At 70.6% G+C, this 18020-nt stretch carries 20 protein-coding genes; 6 read left to right on the top strand and 14 right to left on the bottom strand.

From position 1 onward, the window contains the following. Nucleotides 1–5: 5 nt before the first annotated feature. The 3 genes from QE428_RS08270 to QE428_RS08260 form a co-directional block, all read right to left on the bottom strand. The gene (locus QE428_RS08270; RefSeq protein ID WP_133398542.1) at nucleotides 6–1379 is read right to left on the bottom strand and encodes an FAD-dependent oxidoreductase; all 1374 of its coding nucleotides are present in this window, start codon (nucleotides 1377–1379) and stop codon (nucleotides 6–8) included. Between the two features lie 62 nt (nucleotides 1380–1441). Continuing rightward, on the bottom strand, nucleotides 1442–2503 hold the full coding sequence (locus tag QE428_RS08265) for a polyprenyl synthetase family protein (RefSeq protein ID WP_091351799.1): 1062 nt from the start codon (nucleotides 2501–2503) through the stop codon (nucleotides 1442–1444). Between the two features lie 23 nt (nucleotides 2504–2526). Then, on the bottom strand, nucleotides 2527–3273 hold the full coding sequence (locus QE428_RS08260) for a demethylmenaquinone methyltransferase (protein ID WP_091351798.1): 747 nt from the start codon (nucleotides 3271–3273) through the stop codon (nucleotides 2527–2529). A gap of 80 nt (nucleotides 3274–3353) precedes the next feature. Between QE428_RS08260 and QE428_RS08255 the strand changes: the two genes are divergently transcribed. After that, nucleotides 3354–4604, top strand: a complete 1251-nt coding sequence (locus tag QE428_RS08255; protein WP_307467975.1) for an isochorismate synthase MenF — start codon at nucleotides 3354–3356, stop codon at nucleotides 4602–4604. A 12-nt stretch (nucleotides 4605–4616) separates the two neighbouring features. On the opposite strand, the gene QE428_RS08250 is transcribed toward QE428_RS08255, so the two are convergent. Then, nucleotides 4617–5096: a MarR family winged helix-turn-helix transcriptional regulator gene (locus tag QE428_RS08250; RefSeq protein WP_307467972.1), complete on the bottom strand. Its 480-nt coding sequence runs from the start codon at nucleotides 5094–5096 to the stop codon at nucleotides 4617–4619. A 40-nt stretch (nucleotides 5097–5136) separates the two neighbouring features. Here QE428_RS08250 and QE428_RS08245 point away from each other — a divergent pair, with 40 nt between their 5' ends. Next, nucleotides 5137–6057 carry an EamA family transporter gene (locus QE428_RS08245; RefSeq protein WP_307467969.1) on the top strand — a complete coding sequence of 307 codons (921 nt, stop codon included), beginning with the start codon at nucleotides 5137–5139 and terminating at the stop codon, nucleotides 6055–6057. Here QE428_RS08245 and QE428_RS08240 read toward each other — a convergent pair whose 3' ends face one another. From QE428_RS08240 to QE428_RS08230, 3 genes are all read right to left on the bottom strand, one after another. After that, nucleotides 6058–6747: a triacylglycerol lipase gene (locus QE428_RS08240; RefSeq protein ID WP_307467967.1), complete on the bottom strand. Its 690-nt coding sequence runs from the start codon at nucleotides 6745–6747 to the stop codon at nucleotides 6058–6060. Further along, nucleotides 6744–7529 carry an alpha/beta fold hydrolase gene (locus QE428_RS08235; protein WP_307467964.1) on the bottom strand — a complete coding sequence of 262 codons (786 nt, stop codon included), beginning with the start codon at nucleotides 7527–7529 and terminating at the stop codon, nucleotides 6744–6746. Before QE428_RS08235 ends, QE428_RS08240 begins: the two co-directional genes overlap by 4 nt. Nucleotides 7530–7607: 78 nt before the next feature. Beyond that, nucleotides 7608–7895 (bottom strand): DUF1905 domain-containing protein, encoded by a 288-nt coding sequence (locus QE428_RS08230; protein WP_133398548.1) that lies wholly within the window; start codon nucleotides 7893–7895, stop codon nucleotides 7608–7610. Between the two features lie 58 nt (nucleotides 7896–7953). Here QE428_RS08230 and QE428_RS08225 point away from each other — a divergent pair, with 58 nt between their 5' ends. Both QE428_RS08225 and QE428_RS08220 read left to right on the top strand, forming a co-directional pair. After that, nucleotides 7954–8718, top strand: coding sequence for an alpha/beta fold hydrolase (locus tag QE428_RS08225; protein ID WP_307467961.1), 765 nt, complete (start codon nucleotides 7954–7956; stop codon nucleotides 8716–8718). Between the two features lie 42 nt (nucleotides 8719–8760). Then, the gene (locus QE428_RS08220; protein WP_307467958.1) at nucleotides 8761–10077 is read left to right on the top strand and encodes an HNH endonuclease signature motif containing protein; all 1317 of its coding nucleotides are present in this window, start codon (nucleotides 8761–8763) and stop codon (nucleotides 10075–10077) included. A gap of 100 nt (nucleotides 10078–10177) precedes the next feature. Here QE428_RS08220 and QE428_RS08215 read toward each other — a convergent pair whose 3' ends face one another. The 3 genes from QE428_RS08215 to QE428_RS08205 are packed head-to-tail and all read right to left on the bottom strand — an operon-like array spanning nucleotide 10178 to nucleotide 13282. Continuing rightward, a complete protein-coding gene (locus QE428_RS08215; RefSeq protein WP_307467954.1) occupies nucleotides 10178–11050 on the bottom strand; it encodes a PPK2 family polyphosphate kinase in 873 nt (290 codons plus the stop codon). A 56-nt stretch (nucleotides 11051–11106) separates the two neighbouring features. Beyond that, on the bottom strand, nucleotides 11107–12885 hold the full coding sequence (gene menD, locus QE428_RS08210) for a 2-succinyl-5-enolpyruvyl-6-hydroxy-3-cyclohexene-1-carboxylic-acid synthase (RefSeq protein ID WP_307467951.1): 1779 nt from the start codon (nucleotides 12883–12885) through the stop codon (nucleotides 11107–11109). Nucleotide 12886: 1 nt separating this feature from the next. Continuing rightward, the gene (locus QE428_RS08205) at nucleotides 12887–13282 is read right to left on the bottom strand and encodes a PLD nuclease N-terminal domain-containing protein (RefSeq protein ID WP_133398552.1); all 396 of its coding nucleotides are present in this window, start codon (nucleotides 13280–13282) and stop codon (nucleotides 12887–12889) included. Between the two features lie 76 nt (nucleotides 13283–13358). Between QE428_RS08205 and QE428_RS08200 the strand changes: the two genes are divergently transcribed. Continuing rightward, nucleotides 13359–13649, top strand: a complete 291-nt coding sequence (locus QE428_RS08200; RefSeq protein ID WP_307467946.1) for a DUF4229 domain-containing protein — start codon at nucleotides 13359–13361, stop codon at nucleotides 13647–13649. Nucleotides 13650–13652: 3 nt separating this feature from the next. Here the strand turns inward: QE428_RS08200 and QE428_RS08195 are convergent, their stop codons facing one another. The 3 genes from QE428_RS08195 to QE428_RS08185 are packed head-to-tail and all read right to left on the bottom strand — an operon-like array spanning nucleotide 13653 to nucleotide 16732. Next, on the bottom strand, nucleotides 13653–14633 hold the full coding sequence (locus tag QE428_RS08195; protein ID WP_307467944.1) for a 1,4-dihydroxy-2-naphthoate polyprenyltransferase: 981 nt from the start codon (nucleotides 14631–14633) through the stop codon (nucleotides 13653–13655). Nucleotides 14634–14644: 11 nt separating this feature from the next. Further along, complete coding sequence (locus QE428_RS08190; protein WP_307467941.1) at nucleotides 14645–15820, bottom strand: AMP-binding protein; 1176 nt, start codon at nucleotides 15818–15820, stop codon at nucleotides 14645–14647. Between the two features lie 9 nt (nucleotides 15821–15829). Beyond that, nucleotides 15830–16732 (bottom strand): 1,4-dihydroxy-2-naphthoyl-CoA synthase, encoded by a 903-nt coding sequence (locus QE428_RS08185; protein ID WP_307467939.1) that lies wholly within the window; start codon nucleotides 16730–16732, stop codon nucleotides 15830–15832. A 96-nt stretch (nucleotides 16733–16828) separates the two neighbouring features. Here QE428_RS08185 and QE428_RS08180 point away from each other — a divergent pair, with 96 nt between their 5' ends. Beyond that, nucleotides 16829–17242 (top strand): glucose-6-phosphate dehydrogenase, encoded by a 414-nt coding sequence (locus QE428_RS08180; protein WP_307467936.1) that lies wholly within the window; start codon nucleotides 16829–16831, stop codon nucleotides 17240–17242. A 7-nt stretch (nucleotides 17243–17249) separates the two neighbouring features. On the opposite strand, the gene QE428_RS08175 is transcribed toward QE428_RS08180, so the two are convergent. Continuing rightward, entirely contained in the window at nucleotides 17250–18002 is a 753-nt protein-coding gene (locus QE428_RS08175; RefSeq protein ID WP_307467934.1) for a hypothetical protein, read from the bottom strand. Nucleotides 18003–18020: the final 18 nt, after the last annotated feature.

The following is an 18020-nucleotide window of genomic DNA, read 5'->3' as shown; positions in this document are numbered from 1 at the left end:
CGCGATCACTCGCCGCGCGAGACCCGCACCATCTCATCGCGGTCGACGACCTTGATGCGCTCGCGCTCGTGCGGAGCGCCGAGGGCGACCTCGTGCTCGTCGAGTCGGTGCCACCCGTCGAGGTCGGTCCAGGCGACCTGACGCTCGGCGAGCAGCGAGATGATTGCTTCGTCGGACGCGTCCTCGGGAGTCCACCACGATGCCTGGTCGTTGATCAGGTGGCGGATGGTCTCCATCGCGTCGGACTTGGTGTGGCCGATGAGGCCGACGGGTCCGCGCTTGATCCACCCGGTCGCGTAGACGCCGGGAACGCGCTCGTTCGAGCCCTTCTTCACGACCTGACCCTCATGGTTCGGGATCACGCCGTGGCGCTTGTCGAACGGCACGTCCGGCAGCGGCGAGCCGAAGTAGCCGACGGCGCGGTAGACCTGGCCGACGGGGATCTCGCGCATCTCGCCGGTTCCCTCGACCCCGCCGGAGCCGTCGGGTCGGGTGCGCTCGGTGACGATCGACGCGACGCGACCGTCGGCATCCTTGGTGATCTCGACGGGCCGCGCCCAGAAGTGCAGGTGCAGCCGTCGGCTCGCCTCGCCGCCGGCGTTGTTGACGCTCGGCCGCTGGCGCCATGACTGCAGCACGCGGTCGATCACCATGACCTGCTTGTTCGAGGCGATCGCGGCCTTCGAGGCCTCGTCGTAATCGAAGTCCTCGTCGTAGACGACCATGTCGACGTCGTTCAGCTCGCCGAGCTCGCGGAGCTCGAGCGGCGTGAACTTCACCTGCGCCGGGCCGCGGCGGCCGAAGACGTGCACGTCCGTGACGGGCGAGCCCTTGAGTCCCTCGTACACGTTCGCCGGGATCTCGGTGGGCAGCAGGTCGTCGGCGTGCTTGGCGAGCACGCGCGCGACGTCGAGGGCGACGTTGCCGTTGCCGAGGACCGCGACGGATGCCGCATCGAGCGGCCATTCGCGCGGGAAGTCGGGGTGGCCGTCGTACCAGCTCACGAAGTCGGCGGCACCGTACGAGCCTTCTGCGTCGATGCCGGGGATGTCGAGGTCGGCGTCCTTGATCGCACCGGTCGCGAAGATGACCGCGTTGTAGTGCTTCTTGAGGTCGGCGAGGGTGATGTCGGTGCCGAAGCGGACGTTGCCGAAGATGCGGATGTCACCGCGGTCGAGGACGTCGCGAAGCGCGTTGATGATGCCCTTGATGCGCGGGTGGTCGGGGGCGACGCCGTATCGGACGAGTCCGTAGGGCGCGGGCAGGTGGTCGAACAGGTCGATCGAGACGTCGAACTTGCGCTCAGCCTTGAGGAGGATGTCCGCCGCGTAGATGCCGGCGGGTCCTGCGCCGACGATGGCCAGCCGAAGCTTGGTCATGGGTGTCCTTTCCGAGAGCCCGCGTGCGGGCGTGACGAAGAAGCGGCGAATCCGCCGGGTGATCAGCTGGAGCGGTCGACGACGACCTGGGCGAAACGGGTCAGCGCCTCGCGGACCTGCCCGTCGGGCAGAGGGGCCAGAGCAGCGACGGCGCGATCGGACCACTCGTGCGCGAGCCGACGGGTCGCCTCGGTCGCGGGGTGTTCGCGGAGCTGCGTGAGCGGGTGGTCGAGGATCGCCGGGTCCGCGCCGTCGGAGATGCGGGCGACGCCCTCGTCGATCGTGACCTTCAGCGACTGCGACGCCGGGTCGCTCGCGCGGCCGAGCAGCAGGTAGGGCATCGTCGGCACGCCTGCGCGCAGGTCGGTGCCGGGCACCTTCCCGGTCTCGGCGGCGTCCGCCGACAGGTCGATGACGTCATCGAGCAGCTGGAAGGCGACCCCGACCCGCTCACCGAACTCGCGGACGGGAGCCGCGTATTCGTCCGAGGCATCCGAGAAGATGACGCCCGTCTCGGCCGCGGCGGCGATGAGCGAACCGGTCTTGTCGCTGAGGACCTGCAGGTAGAACTCCACCGGGTCATCGCCCGGCTGCGCACCGACGGTCTCGTGCATCTGGCCGAGGACGAGGCGCTCGAACGTGTCGGCCTGCAGACGGATCGCCCGCTCCCCCACCTTCGCCATCAGCTGGCTGGCGCGCGAGAACAGCAGGTCGCCCGTGAGGATCGCGACGCTGTTGCCCCACACGGCGTGAGCGCTGGGAACGCCGCGACGACGGTCCGCCTCGTCCATGACGTCGTCGTGGTACAGCGATCCGAGGTGGGTCATCTCGAGCGCGGTGGCACCGGCGAGGACGTCGTCGGTCACCCCCGAGCCGAGCTGCGCCGTGAGGATCGCCAGCATCGGCCGCATCCGCTTCCCGCCGGCCTCGTAGAGGTAGCGGGACGTGACGTCGGCGAGCGAATCGCCGACCTTCAACTCACCGGCGAGGCGGGCTTCGACGAGGTCGAGCCCTTCTTCGACCGTGGTGAGGAGCTTCCGCATCCGCGGTCCCACGAAAATGCGTTCGGTGACGCCGAGTCGGCTCGCGATCTGCGAGCCCGGAGTACCGGGGCGGGGGGTCATACCTCCAGCGTACCCGTCGCGCTCTAGGCCCGGTCCGGGGTTGCGGGCTTGTGCGCGCGGTGCAGGGCGACGATCCCGAAGCTGAGGTCGCGCCACGCCACCTGCTCCCAGCCTGCGCCGCGCATGCGCCCGGCGAGGGCGCGCTGGTCGGGCCAGTCGCGGATCGACTCGTTGAGGTAGTCGTAGGCTGCCGCGTTCGAGCTGAAGGCGCGGGCGACGACGGGCAGGATGCGGTCGTTGTAGAAGCGGTAGAGGCCGCGCATGAGCGCTGCCGGCGGGTGCGAGAACTCGCAGATCACGAGCGTTCCGCCCGGCTTGGTGACCCGCAGCATCTCCCGCAGAGCCTTGTCGGGGTCGTTGACGTTGCGAAGGCCGAACGAGATCGTGACGGTGTCGAACTCCTCGTCGGCGAAGGGCAGCGCCGTCGCGTCCGCCTCGACGAAGGACAGATTCGGGATGCCGCCGTGCCGCCGCGTGCCTTCGGCGATCATCCCCGCCGAGAAATCACCCGCGACGACGTCGGCACCCGAGCCGGCGAGCGAGACCGAGCTCGCGCCGGTGCCGGCGGCGAGGTCGAGGATGCGCTGACCACGGCGCGGCGCCACGGCGCGCGTCGTCGCGATGCGCCACAGCTTGTCGTTCCCGAGACTCAGCACCGCGTTGGTGCGGTCGTAGGCCGGCGCGACCTCGTCGAACATGCCGCTGACGCGGGCGGGATCCTTGCCGAGGTCCGCGCGGGTGGACGGGGTGCGGGAGGGCTGGTCGGTCACGTGTCGAGCCTAATCGGGGCGGGGCGCCGCCGGGCTGAGAGGGCGGGGCCGCCGCACCGGCGCCGGATTAGGCTGGCCGGGTGACCTCGTCTGCACTCGGCATCCCGCGGCTGCGTGCCGTCACCCGCCGGATCGAACCGGTCGATGAGCCGCTCGTCTACGCCTCGCCCGACGACCCGACCGTGTGGTCTCGCCGCGGCGACCTGCTCGTCGGCGTGGGTCGTGCGGCGGAGCTCCCCGCCGGCGCGCCGGCCGCGCAGTGGTGGCGCGATGTCGCCGCCGCAGCGGAGATCGACGACAAGGTGCGGATGCCGGGGTCCGGCCTCGTCGCCTTCGGCACCCTCCCCTTCGACCCGGCGAACACCTCGGCGAGCGCTGCGCTGGCCGTGCCGCGCATGATCATCGGTCGCCGCGGCGACACGAGCTGGGTGACCCATGTCTTCGTCGAGGGCGAGCCCGAGCGCGAGGAACCCCAGGCGGTCACCCTCGGCCCGCACTGGTCGGCCACCGTCGGCCCCGGTGCGTGCACGCCCGACGGCTATCAGGGCGAGGTGCGCGCCGGTCTCGAGGCGATCGCGTCCGGCGAGGTCGCCAAGGTCGTCCTGGCCCGCGATCTGGTGGGCACCGTTCCGGCCGGGTCGGACCTGCGACGTCTGGTCCGCGCGCTCGCCTCGGCGTACCCCGACACCTGGACCTTCGCGGTGGACGGCACGATCGGGGCGAGCCCCGAGACGCTCGTGACCGTCTCGGGCGGCACCGTCACTGCTCGCGTGCTGGCCGGGACCGCCGCGCGCGGTGCCGACGCCGACGCCGACACCGCGGCATCCGTCGCCCTCGCGACGAGCCCCAAGGATCTCGACGAACACCGGTACGCCGTGCAGAGCGTGCTGACGTCGCTTCGCGAGCACACGACCGCACTGGTCGCCGAGCCCGAGCCGTTCATGCTGAAGCTCCCCAATGTCTGGCATCTGGCGACCGATGTCGAAGGCTCGCTGTCGGGGCACGCGTCCTCTCTCGACCTGGTCGAGGTGCTGCACCCGACCGCCGCTGTCGCCGGGACTCCGACACAGGCGGCGCTCGAGGTCATCCGCCGCGTCGAGCCCTTCGACCGCGGCCGTTACGCCGGACCCGTCGGGTGGATCGACGCCGCGGGCGACGGTGAATGGGCCATCGCCCTGCGCTGCGCCCAGTTCGACGTGCACACAAATGCCGGGGCTGACATCCCGCTCATCGCTCACGCCGGCGCGGGCATCGTCGCCGGAAGCGACCCCGAGACGGAGATGCTCGAGACGCGGGTGAAGTTCCGCCCGATCGTGGACGCGCTCGCCTGAGGGGCGCGGCGATCACCCCTCGCCGGCCAGCTTCGACAGCAGGCCGGCGAGCGTCCTGCGCTCAGCGGCCGTGAGTGGTGCGAGGATCTCTCGTTCGGTCGTCAGATGATCGGGCAGCACCGCGTCGAGCAGCGCGCGCCCGGCGTCGGTGAGCCGCACGAACTTGCCACGGCCGTCGTCGGGATTCGGCTCGCGGATCACGAGACCCAGCCGATCCAGGCGGTTGAGGCGCTGGGCAACCGCACTCGAGGTGATCATCGCGTCGGCGGCGAGTTCGGCGGGAGTGATCCGGAAGGGCTCCCCCTGACGAGCGAGGGTTGCGAGCACGTCGAACGTTCCGGCGTCGATGCCGTGCGAGGCGAAGGTCTCAGCGAGCCTCCCGTCGACGACGGCTGCGGCGCGGCTCAGCCGACCGATCACCGCCATCGGACTCACATCCAGACCGGGCCGGGCGGTGCGCCACTGGGCGAGGATGCGATCGACGTGGTCCATTCCTCGACCATATCGCTAAGCAGTGAGCTATATTGACTAAGTGCTTAGCAAAACCACGTCGGCCGTCGCGATAACGGCAGTCGCTCCGATCCTCTGGGGCACGACGTACCTCACGGCGACGACGCTGCTCATCGCGGACCATCCGGTCCTCACCGCGACGGTGCGCGCGCTGCCCGCCGGCATCCTGCTCCTCACCATCGGACGGCGGCTCCCTCGAGGCTCGTGGTGGTGGAAGTCGGTCGTGCTCGGCGCGCTCAACATCGGCGGCTTCTTCGCCTTCCTCTTCATCGCCGCCGACCGGTTGCCCGGAGGAGTCGCGGCGGTGGTCGGGGGCATCCAGCCCCTGCTGGTCGCGGTGCTCGCCTCTCGCCTGCTCGCCGAGAAGCTGACGGGGCGGGTCGTCGCCGCGGGGATCGCCGGGGTGACCGGCGTCGCGCTCATCGTCCTGCGGGCCGCGGGCGGGCTCGATGCGATCGGCGTCGCGGCCGCCCTGCTGGGTGCGGTGTCGATGGCGCTCGGAGTGGTGTTGACGAAAGCCTGGTCGAGCGAGCACCCGCCTCTCGTGGTCACCGCATGGCAGCTCGTCGCCGGCGGTCTCATCCTCGCCGCGCTCGTCGCAGTCTTCGAGCCTCTCCCCGAGCAGCCGCCCACGCTCACCAACATCGCCGGTTACGTCTACCTCACCCTCATCGGCACCGCGCTCGCCTACGCCCTCTGGTTCCGCGGAATCGCCGCACTGCCAGCACGGGTTCCAGCCTTCCTCGGACTCCTGAGCCCGGTCGTGGCGCTCTCGATCGGCGGCCTCATCGCGGGAGAGACCCTCACTCTGACGCAGGGCTGCGGCGTCGTGCTGGTGTTCGCCTCCGTCGCTGCCGTGATCGGCGGAGTGTCAGGACGGGGCCGGCGTCTCACGGGCATTCCCACCAACCCAGATGCTGGATCGGCTGACCTTCCCAAGTGATCACCGTGCGGCTTGCGGTTCCTCGGACAGATTGATCAGTTCCGCGATGACGCGGGGATGCGCCAGCACGCGGAAGTGCCCTCCCGTATCCAGCCGGACGTTCTTCGCGGCGCCCGGGAGCTCGCTTCCCTCGGGGATGTGCGGATCGAACTGCCCGTAGACCGACACGATGCGGCCGTTCACCTCGTGCTCCTTCGACAGGGCGACGATCGTCGCGCTCCGCGGCGAGAAGATGCGCAACGAGGGGAGGACCATCACACGGCCGTAGCGCGATCCCCCGAAGGGTGTCGCCACCGCGAGCATGCTGTCTATCCGTCGCTCGTCCGTGTCCCGGACCATGGCGCGTTTGCCGACGAGGCCGCCCTTGCTGTGCGCCAGCAGGACGCATCCGTGCAGGTCGTGCTGGGCGAGGTACTCGACCACGCTGGCCGAAGCTTCGTCGACGGGACGTCGGTTGCGCCGCAGGACGGGCAGGACGTGCACGGGATGCCCCCGCTCATGCATCGCCGTGATGAGCGGGAGCATGAACCGCCAGGTCTCGTACACGCCGGGGAGGATCACCACGGGAGTCAGGTCCCCGGTCGTGAACTCCCGCGGATCGGTGCGGCCGAGCGCGGCGTTCACCTGCCACCGGAGTGCGTAGAGGTAGTCGCGCACCCACCATGCGGCGTTGCGGAGGAGTCGCATCATCGCCGGACCCCGGGCACCGGCGGTGTCCGTGCCGCAACGAAGGCGGTGATCGCGTCGGCGGCATCCCGCGGCGCCCTGTCCTGGACGACGTGGAACCCTCCCGGGATCTCCGCGACGGCCGCATCCGGAGCGGCGGCAGCCAGCCTGCGGCACCACGCCCCTCCCGCGACGGGATCGCGCGCGCCACGGAGCACGAGCAGGGGCAGCGAGAGCAAACGCACGCGATCTTCCAGGGGGTAGGCGAGCATGTGCCGGAGCTGTCGCGTGTACCAGGGGATGCCGCAGCGGACGTAGTCGCTGAGCACGAGCCAGTTCGCCCTCGGCGTCTCACCGAAGGTGTCCAGAGCGAGCGCGCGGGCCTGCGCGAAGGCCGTCCGGTGGCGATCGTCGACGACCGGGCCCATCGCGACCACATGAGTAATGAGATCGGGACGTTGGATCGCCAGCTCGACGACCCACTGACTGCCCATCGAGTGCCCCACGGCTACGACGTCCTGGAGACCCAGACGGTCGAGCAGTCCCGCGATCGCCGCCGCCATCGCGGGGACGTCGAGGTTTTCGCCCGGCTTGGGGGTTCCTCCGAATCCGGGCAGGTCGATCGACACGACCGACTCGGTACGCGCGAGTTCGGCGTGAAGCCGACGCAGGTAGCGATGCGACATCCCGATGCCGTGCACCAGCAGGATGGTCCGCGTCGTAGCGGGGCCTCGCGAGCGCACGATGCGAAATCGCCGTCCGTCGACCGTCGCATCCTCCGCGGTCGCAGCGTCTCGACGTCTCATGCGCCCTCTTCTCCCCCGTCCTGCCGACCGGGATGCATCACGCTATCCGCGCGAGGAGGGCTGACGCCGGGGGTTGACCTATGTGAGGCGACGGGTCAGACGAACGGTGACCGTGTCGCCGATCCCCTTCCCGAGTTTCTTGCGGACCGCCGCGTTCAGGGACAGCATGTGGCCACCGGTGCCTGTCACCATCAGCCCGACATTCGGCATCTCGACGGCGTCGACGGTCAGGTCCACCCGGACAGAGCGGCCGGTGCCGAAGAACTCGGCCGAGCCCGGCATCTCGACGCAGGCCCAGGTTTCGCCCTTCACCTCCACACCGATCGGTGCGGTGAAGGTGTGGTCGAGCGCGATGGGTTCGATCATGCCCCTCAATCTACGGGGATGTCATCCCGTGCCGTTGTCGCGTCGCTAGCCTCGACCCATGACCGTCGTCCTCCTGCACGGCTGGCCCGGACTCCCCTCGGACTACGACCAGGTCGTGGCCCACCTGAGCGGGGAACAAGTCATCGTCCCCGACCTCGCGGGGTTCGGCGCGGGATTCACCGGCACGTCGCCCGCATTCGATGCGACCGCGGCGGCGCACGCCGGTCGGCTCCTCTCCCAGCTCGACGAGACCGGTGTCACCGGGGGCGTCGTCATCGGCGGATACGACATCGGCAGCCGCATCGCTCAAGCAGCCCTCCGCGCCGACCCCGACCGGTTCGACGGCGCGGTGCTGACGCCTGCCTATCCGGGGATCGGCGACCGTGCGGCATCCCCCGCCCTCGCCTCGACCTTCTGGTATCAGCACTTCCACCGCGAACCCGTGGCCGCGGCCCTGATCGACGGCGACGAGCGCGCCGTCCGGACATACCTCACCCACATCTGGGAGACGTGGCGAGCGGATGCCGCTCCTCCCCCGCACCTCGACGAGATCGTCGCGGCCTACGCGCGGCCGGGGGCGTTCGCCGCGAGCCTCGAGTGGTACACCGCCAACCGGGGATACTCAGCGGACGAGGGCCCGATCACGGTCCCGACGACGATGCTCTGGGCCGAGCACGACCCGCTCTTCCCGGTGGAATGGGCGGACAACTTGCCCCAGCACTTCTCGGACGTCCACCTCGAGGTCGTGCCGGATTCCGGCCACTTCGTACCGGTGGAACGACCGGATGCCGTCGCGAAGGCCATCCGCTCCCACCTGCGATGAACGGCTCGAGTCGATGTCGGAGGTTGGTGCGAGGGTGGAGGCATGACGGAAGCGATGGAAACCCCCGATGGTGAGGCGTATACCGCCGCCGTCGCGGGCATCGTTGCGGACGTCGCGGACGTGGGCCGCCGGATCGCTGCGGGGCAGATCGCGGAGCTTCGCGTGCTGGCCGCTGCGGGGCGGCTGGCGGACGAGCAGGGCGCACCCCGCAACGCGAGAGTCCAGGTGCACGACATGGTGCTCCGGTCGATCTCTGCGGAGGTCGCGGGGGTGATGCGGCTCACCGACCGGGCGGTTCAGCGTCGGATCGGGGAGGCGCGGACGATCATCGAGGGATTCCCCGCGTCGGTCGCCGCGTGGGAAGCCGGGCGGATCGTCCGGGGGCACGTGAAGGCGATCGTCGACGCCGGGCTGAACCTGCCCGCGAAGTTGTGGGCCGAGTTCGAAGCCATCGCCATCGAACGGTGCGAAGGCGAGACCCCGAACCGAGTCCGGGGTGAGCTCGAGATCCTTGCGCACCGGATGCACCCGCGGACGTTCGCGGAACGCCACGAGGAAGCCGCGGCGGGTCGGTGTGTGCGGCTCATGCCCGGGCGGGATGGGATGAGCGAGCTGATCGCGACCCTCCCGACGGTGATCGCGGAGGGGATTCACGACCGCCTCACCCAGCAGGCGCGGGCGATCATCGACACGCGGGACGAGCGCTCGGCTGGTTCCGATGTCGTCACGACCGACGCACGCTCGACCGACCAGGTTCGCGCCGACGTGTTCGCCGATCTGCTGCTCGCGGGCACCCCGGCACTCGATGACACGCGTGACACGACCGCCGGGCCCCTCGGCGCGATCCGCGCGCGAGTACAGGTCTTGGTGCCCGCCGCGACGTTGACCGGGGCGGATGATGGGCCGTGCGATCTCACCGGTCGGTCCCCGATCGACCCCGCGACCGCGCGAGTGCTCGCCGGGGCGACGCACGTCTGGGAGCGCCTGTTCCACGACCCCACCACCGGGGTCACCGTCGCGACCGACTCGTACCGGGTTCCGTCCGCGATGCGACGGTTCCTGCAAGCCCGGGACCAGCACTGCCGGTTCCCCGGATGCCGGGTCGCGGCCATCCGCTGCGAGGTCGACCACACCCACGACCACGCCCTCGGCGGACGAACCGAATTGTCGAACCTCGCCCACCTCTGCCAACGGCATCATTCGATGAAGCAATTCACCGCCTGGAAAGTCCGACAACTGTCGGGTGGAGTCCTGGAATGGACCTCACCCCTCGGCAGGACCTACAGAGAAGACGCACCCACACCGGCCGTCGCCTTCACCCCTGCCACCGTTACTCCCGGAGACCCGGCACCCTTCTGACGACACACCCGCAGAGCGCCATCGTGTACCAATGCGGGCGAGGCGAGATCGTCCGACCCGCCGCTCTCCCAGAGACCGCCGTGGTGCGCGATGTCGGCGCTCACGTCGCAGCGAGCCGCGCCTTCTCGGCCGCCACGTCGAAGTCCGCCGCGGGCCACTGCGGATCGATACGCTCCAGGACGTCGATCAGCAGCGCCTGCACCGCGAGCCGGGCGTACCACTTGGCGTTCGCGGGAACGACGAACCAGGGCGCCCGGTCCGCCGACGTCCGCTCGAAGAGCGTCTGGTACGCGTCCATGTACGCCGGCCACAGCTCGCGCTCGTCGACATCGCCGGGGTTGTACTTCCAGTGCTTGTCGGGGCGCTCGAGCCGCTCCGCCAGCCGCGACTTCTGCTCGTCGCCGGAGATGTGCAGCATCACTTTCACGATGTGCACACCACGATCCACGAGTCGCTTCTCGAAGTCGACGATCGCTCCATAGCGTCGCTCGATCTCGTCCGCCGGGGCGAGCTGCCGGACACGTCCGATCAGGACATCCTCGTAGTGTGATCGGTCGAAGACGCCGATGTACCCCGGCTCCGGCACCTCCTTCTCGATCCGCCACAGAAAATCGTGCGCCAGTTCCTCCGGCGTCGGCTTCTTGAACGCCTTCAGGTGCACGCCCTGCGGGTCGGTGGCGCCGATGACGTGCCGGACGATACCCCCTTTGCCTGCCGAGTCCATCGCCTGAAGGACGAGCAGAACCGACGGGGAGTCCGGCTGCGTCCGGCTCTGGGCGTACAGCCGCTCCTGCAGCTGATCGAACTGCGCCGCCGCGGCGGCCAGGTCGGCCTGGCCCGCCTTCTTGCCCTTGCCGTACCCGGGCGTCGAATCGGGATCGACGTCCGCCAATCGGAAGCCCGAGCCGACCCGCAGCAGCGTGGTCGGCGAGGTGGTCCAGTGGCCGCCGGAAGGGTGAGGCGTCGCAGTCATGCCGCTCATCCTGCCGTGCGGCGACGCGCGACGCGACGGTCTTGCGGATGCCGGCGCTATCGCTCCAGCGGGACTTCGATGATCTGCCGCCCGCCGACCGGCGACGTCAGCGCCTGATCGAGAGCACCGCGCGTGGTGACCCGCCGGTACTCCCACCCGTACGCTCTCGCGAGTTCTTCGATGCGCGCGGTCTGCGGCGTGTACTGGACCCGGTCGAACGCCGCGGACCCTGCGACTCCCGCGACCTCGAGACCGTCGAAGATGGTGCCGCCGCCGTCGTTCCCGACGACGACCTGGATGCGCGGCTCCGCTTCGGCCGACGGATGCAGGAGCGCCCCGACGTCGTGCAGGAACGCGAGGTCGCCGAGCAGGACCCGGGTGACCCCGGGCGTCGCGCCCCGCTGGGACGCCGCCGCGATGCCGAGACCCGTCGCGATGGTCCCGTCGATCCCGGCGAGACCGCGGTTCGCGTGAACGGGCACCTTCTTCCCGCCCAGGATCGCGTCGGCCACCCGCACGAGACGGGACGAGCCGAACAGCAACCGGTCATGCGGCCAGGTCGCGCGCCAGAGTGCGTCGACGAGGCCTGCCCGGTCGAGCGGTGCACGGATCGCCCCGAGTTCGGCGGAGATCGCCCCCAGCCGCTCGGCGGGGACGGCCGACGCCAGGGCATCGGCGTCAGGAGCGGCGGGACTGAGATCGACGATCTGATCGCGTGACGCACGCATCCAGGCGCCCAGCCAGTCCCGATCGCCCCTCTCTGCGGCCACGGCATCGACCGGCAGCGTCGCCCCGTTGAGGTTCAGGTTCTCCCCCGGTCCGCGCACGGCGAGGACCTCGACGTCGTCGCGGCTGAGCAGGCGGGCGACCTCGCGGCTCAGGGTGGGGTGCCCGAAGACGACGACGCGTTCGATGCGCCCGCCGAGATCGGGATCGGACAGCAGACGGCGGTAGCCGTGCACGAGGTGTCGTCCGTAGCGTGCGCCGCTGACGATCTCGGCGATGAGGGGGAACCGGCCGTCATGCGCGAGCTGTTCGGCATCCGCTCCCGCATCGGCACCTGCAACAATGACCGTCCGCGGGCCCGCCTCGAGCACGACCGGCTCGGACTCGGCGGGCTCGACTGCGGCACCCACGCCGCCGCCGCCCTGGTAGTGCGCGCCCCATTCCGCTTCGACGGTCTCCTCCGTGACGGATGTCTCGGATGCCGGAGCATCGACCGGCGCCGACGGGAGCCACGCGGGCACCTCACCGGCGAGCGGCTCGCGGAAGGGGACGTTGAGGTGCACGGGGCCGGCGACGCGGGATCCGGCGCCGACAGCGGCATCCCACCCTTCGTCGGCCGCGGCTCGGAACGCGGCGACCTCGTCGGCGTCGAAGGAATCGGCCCGTAGCTCGGCCACCGGGAGATCGGCCTCGAGCCGCACGAACCCGGAGAACATCCCGGGCTGCCGCGTGGCCTGATTCGCGCCGATACCGCGGAGCTCCGGCGGACGGTCGGCGGTGAGCAGCAGCAGTGGCACACCGGAATGGTGTGCTTCCAGGACGGCGGGGAGGAGGTTCGCGACCGCTGTACCCGACGTGCAGACGACGACGGCCGGCAACCGGTCCTCGCGACCGATCCCGAGGGCGGTGAAGCCCGCGACGCGCTCGTCGATACGGACGTGGAGGCGGACGAGCCCGCGCGCTTCGAGCTCGGCGGCGACGAGCGCGAGCGCCTGCGACCGCGACCCGGGTGAGAGGACGATGTGGCGCAACCCGCGCTCCACGAGTCGAGTGAGCAGCGCCGCCGCGGCATCGGTCGCCGGCGCGCGCCCGGGTCCGGCAGTCGTCATGTCAGGAACGCGAGCCGCGCGACTGTTCGTCCGTGTCGTCGTCCGACTGCGGATCGACGGGTCGATCGCGCGGGTCGGGAGACTCGGAGTCGAGGGCGGCCAGTTCCTCCTCGAGGCGGCGGATGCGCTCGTCCTGATCGCTCGAGGTCCCGATACGACCGAGGAAGTCGGGATCGTCGTCGGGCGCCCGGAAGGCCACGCGCTGCGACGACGCGCGAGCGCGACCGATCACGAACCAGAGGATGCCGCCGACGACGGGAAGGAGGATGACGATGAGCAGCCAGATCGGCTTGCTGACCCCGCGATGACGGGTGGGCGGCTGCAGCGCGCAGTCGACGATGCTGTAGACCCAGAAAGCGGCGAACAGCAGCGCCAGAATCAGATACACGCGCGCCATTCCTCCATCCTAGGCGCGCCGTCGCGCCCTGAGGCGGCGCGGCTGCCGCTCAGACTGGCGGCCGTAGAATGGGCGCATGCGTGCTCGGTCCGCCTTCGTCTACGCGCTGCTGCGGCTGCTCGCCTTCTTCGTCCCGTTCGGGATCATGATGCTGTTCCCCGTGCTCCGCGAGCAGTACTGGCTCGCCGCGATCTTCTCGGCGCTCATCGGCCTCAGCCTCTCGATGCTGTTCCTCCGCCGCCCGCTCGACGACGTCTCGATGGGGATCGCCGAGCACCGCGAAGCGCGCCGTCGCGCGAACAGCGATGAGGCGGTCGAAGATGCGTTCCGCGATGAGGATGCCGCGTCCGACGGCACCGTCCGCTGACCGTCAGACTGCGACGTACGCCCAGAGGATGAACCCGCTCCATGCGAGCGACGCGATCGAGCTGAGCTGGAGCGCGACGATCAGTTCGCGCGGTGTCCGGTACGTCCAGACGATGAGGGTGGCCGACAGTGTCACCAGCAGCACGAGCAGCGACAGCCACGCGACCGGGTAGACGAGGCCGAGGACCGGCACCACGGCGAACGGCACCAGCATGAACACCGTGTAGAGCACCTGCGACGCGCGCTTGCCGATGAGGACCGTCAGGGTGCGCTTGCCCGCGACGCGATCCTGGGCGATGTCGCGCAGATTGTTGGTGATCAGCACGCCGCACGCGAGGGCGCCGACGGCGATCGAGGGGACCCACGACTCCTGGGGGACCGAACCCGCCTGCACGTAGGTGGTCCCGATGGTGGCGACCGGGCCGAAGAAGACGAAGACGAACAGCTCGCCCAGGCCGAAGTACCCGTAGGGCCGTTTGCCGCCGGTGTAGAACCAGGCGGCGACGATGCAGACGACGCCGACCGCCAGCATCCACCACAACTGCGTGCGGATGACCACCGCAATGCCCACCAATGCCGCGATCGCGAAGAAGATCAGCGCGGCCGTCAGGACGGCGCGGGGCGCCACCCGACCCGACGCGGTTAGGCGCGTGGGGCCGACACGGTGGTCGTCGGTGCCGCGGATGCCGTCGCTGTAGTCGTTCGCAAAGTTCACCGCGATCTGCAGCGACACTGCGACAGCGAGGCAGCACAGCGCGAGAACCCAGTGGAACCCGGCACCGACGGCGACCGCCGCGCCCGTGCCCACCAGGATCGGACTGATCGCGAGCGGCAGGGTCCGAAGGCGCGCCGCACCGATCCAGTCGCGGGCGGTGACCGGGGCGGGCTTCGGCGGCGCGGACGACATGCGCGCCTTCGCCGGGTTGCCACGCGGCGCGGTGCGCTTGGCGGCAGGCTTGCGGGAGGTCTTTCGGGATGCGGCCACGAGCAAGGATCCTATTCCCCGCGCGACGCCGGCTCCTCGTCGTCCGCGAGCAGACGGCCCAGGAGCGCGCGATCCGGCTTTCCGGTCGAGGTCATCGGCACCTCATCGAGCACGAGCAGCTCACGCGGTCGCGCGGGTGCACCGATCGCGGCTTCCACCGCGCTCCGCAGCTCCGCGAGAAGGTCGGGTTCCGTGTGCCCCGCGAGTGCGCGGCGCGCCAGGACGACGACGGATGCCTCGCCCCACCGCTCGTCGCGCGTCGGCACGACGACCGCTCCCTCGAGCCCTCCGATCGCACGAACGGCCTGCTCGACGCGATCGAGCGAGACGTTCACGCCCCCCGACACGATGACGTTGTCGCGACGACCCGTGATGCGCAGGACCCCGTCGTCGAACGACCCGGAATCGCCGGTGCGGTACCAGCGCGCGCCGTCGGCGCCGCGGACGAACGTCTTTGCCGTCCGCTCGGGATCGCCGAGGTAGCCGTCGGCGAGGGTCGGGCCGCCGAGCTGGACCTCGCCGTCCTCGATGCGCGCCCGCACGCCCTCCAGCGGCCGCCCGTCGTAGACGCACCCTCCGCTCGTCTCGGTCGACCCGTAGGTGCGGACGATGCGCGCGCCGAGCGCGGCGGCGCGATCGGCGAGCGCGGGCGGGAGCGCCTGCCCGCCGACGAGCACCGCGTCGAACGAGGCGAAGGCGCGGGCGACTGCGGCATCCGTCTCCCCCGCCTCGACCAGGGTCTGCACCTGAGCGGGAACGAGGGACGTGTACGTCGGCACCCGGTGCCCGCCCTCACTCGCGGCCATCGCCGATGCGGCCGCCGTGAAGGTCTGCGCCGTGAACGAACCGGCCAGGATCGCCGGGTCGCGACCGGCGACGAGCGCCCGCACCATGACCTGGACGCCGGCGACGTAGGTCGCGGGGAGGGCGAGCAGCCACGACCCGCTGCCGATCCGTTCCGCCGTCGCGAGCGCCGACGAGGTCAGCGCCGACCGGCTGAGGGCAACGGACTTCGGGTACCCGGTCGATCCGCTCGTCGTGACGATGACGGCCGTGCCTGCGGGGACGTCGGTCGGGAGATCGGATGCCGCGCCGAGGGCGACCGCCGGTCCTGCGCCGAGCACCGCGGCACGGAGCGCGCGGAGCACGTCACGCGGATCCGCGGAATGGAGGCGGCTCAGCTGCATGGTGCGGACTCAGTAGTGGTACGGGTACGGCGACCAGTCCGGATCGCGCTTCTCGAGGAAGGCGTCACGCCCTTCGACGGCCTCGTCGGTCGCGTAGGCGAGACGCGTCGCCTCGCCTGCGAACACCTGCTGGCCGACCATGCCGTCGTCGATCGCGTTGAACGCGAACTTCAGCATGCGGATCGCGGTCGGGGACTTGCCGAGGATCGTCCGCGCCATCGAGATGGCCTCGCGCTCGAGCTCGGCGTGCGGGACGACGCGACTCACCGCGCCCATCTCGTAGGCGCGCTGCGCGGAGTACTCCTCGGCGAGGAAGAACACCTCGCGGGCGACCTTCTGGCCGACCTGGCGAGCCATGTACGCCGAGCCGTAGCCGGCGTCGAACGAGCCGACATCGGCGTCGGTCTGCTTGAACCTGCCGTGCTCGGCGCTCGCGATCGACAGGTCGCAGACGATGTGCAGCGAGTGCCCTCCGCCCGCAGCCCACCCCGGGATGACGGCGATGACGACCTTCGGCATGAAGCGGATGAGGCGCTGCACCTCGAGGATGTGGAGCCTGCCCGCGCGCGCCGGGTCGGGGGTCGTCGCGTCGTCGGCGGCGTACGTGTAGCCGTCGCGGCCCCGGATGCGCTGGTCGCCGCCGGAGCAGAACGCCCAGCCGCCGTCCTTCGCGCTCGGGCCGTTGCCGGTGAGCAGCACGACGCCGACCTTCGGGTCCTGCCGGGCGATGTCGAGCGCGCGGTAGAGCTCGTCGACGGTGTGCGGCCGGAAGGCGTTCCGGACCTCGGGACGATCGAACGCGATGCGGGCGATCCGTCCGTCGGTCGAGACGTGCGCGGTGATGTCGGTGTAGCCCTGGGCGCCGGGCGCCTCGGTCCACTCCGACGGGTCGAAGAGCTCGGAGACGGTCACCCGGCCAGCCTACGCGCGGGGCCCACGCGGGCTCCGATCGTGCGAAGCTTGTAGGGCGGCTCTCACCCCCGACGAGGGCTGCAGAGAGACCCCCGCATGAAGATCACGAGATCATCCGACTGGCGGGACGCTCTTCCGTTCGAGGTCCCCGTCCTCGCCGCCGACGCCGTGCCCGGCGAGCCGACGCGCTGCGTGAGCTGCCCCGCAGGCAGCGAGCCGCGGGAGCGGACCGAACTGTGGGCCGTCAAGCACCGGCATCCCAACAATCACGCGGGATTCGTGCGCTACTACTGCGCCGAGCACTCCCCCAAGACTCCGCCGCCGCCCCCGCCGTCGGTCGCCCGCCCGGGCAAGGCCCGCGGCACCGCACCGAAGCCGCGTCCCGAGCGGACCGTCGCGCCGAAGCGCCCCGCGGCGTCGCTGGACGTCGTCCGCGCCATGTGCCCGAACTGCTTCGTCGAGGTCTCCGCGACCGGCGAGTGCGGCATGTGCGGCCAGCAGGTGGCCTGAGCCCGCATCAGGGCTCGGACGGGTCGGCGTCCGTACCGTGGAGACGCCACCACTGTTCGATGTGATCCACCGCGATCGCCGGGAGCAAGCCAGACGACGTCGTGCGCAGCCCAGGTGCGTCCGACAGCCGCAGACTCTGGAACGCGAAGATCCGATCCCCTTCCACATCCAGCCGGAGGTACGGCTCGTCGCCGTCGCGCAGCTCGAGCCGCTGTCCTTCGTCGCTGGGGGTGGAGACGACGCCGTCGCACGCGGCGACGGCATCGATGAGCGGGGCCTTCTGCGCCGCGGCGGATGAGTCGAAGCGCCAGGCCGACATGCGGTAGACGAATTGATCACCCTTCGTGCTGCGTCCCGATACCGAGGCCTGGATCTGGGAAGCCGCACCCGCCGCGAACATGTGATCGGTGGGTGCGAGGTACGCGGAGACGCCGTCCCGCGCCACCTGCGGAGCGCACAGCGCGTTGACGGCCTCCGTTCCGGCGGGCGCGCAGGCGCCGTCGCCGCGTTCGAAGAGAGCGACGCCGGCGGTGTACTCGGGACCGCGTTCCACCCCCGGCATCCCGTCGAGCGATTCTTCGACCGGCAGGGCCGCATCGCCCCCGCGGGTGCAGGACGAAGCGTCCGCCTCGCCATCGACGACGACGCGCGTCGGCGCCGGCCTCGGTGACTCTTCCGACTCGAGGCTCGCCGTGGAGACGCAGCCGGTGAGGACGATGACCAGGGCGAGGACGACGGGGAGGCCACGAAGTGCACGCATCTCCGCAGTATGCCGTGT

It is taken from the genome of Microbacterium sp. SORGH_AS_0505, from assembly GCF_030818715.1.
Taxonomy (GTDB): Bacteria; Actinomycetota; Actinomycetes; order Actinomycetales; family Microbacteriaceae; genus Microbacterium.
This window is presented reverse-complemented; position numbering and strand designations above follow the sequence as displayed.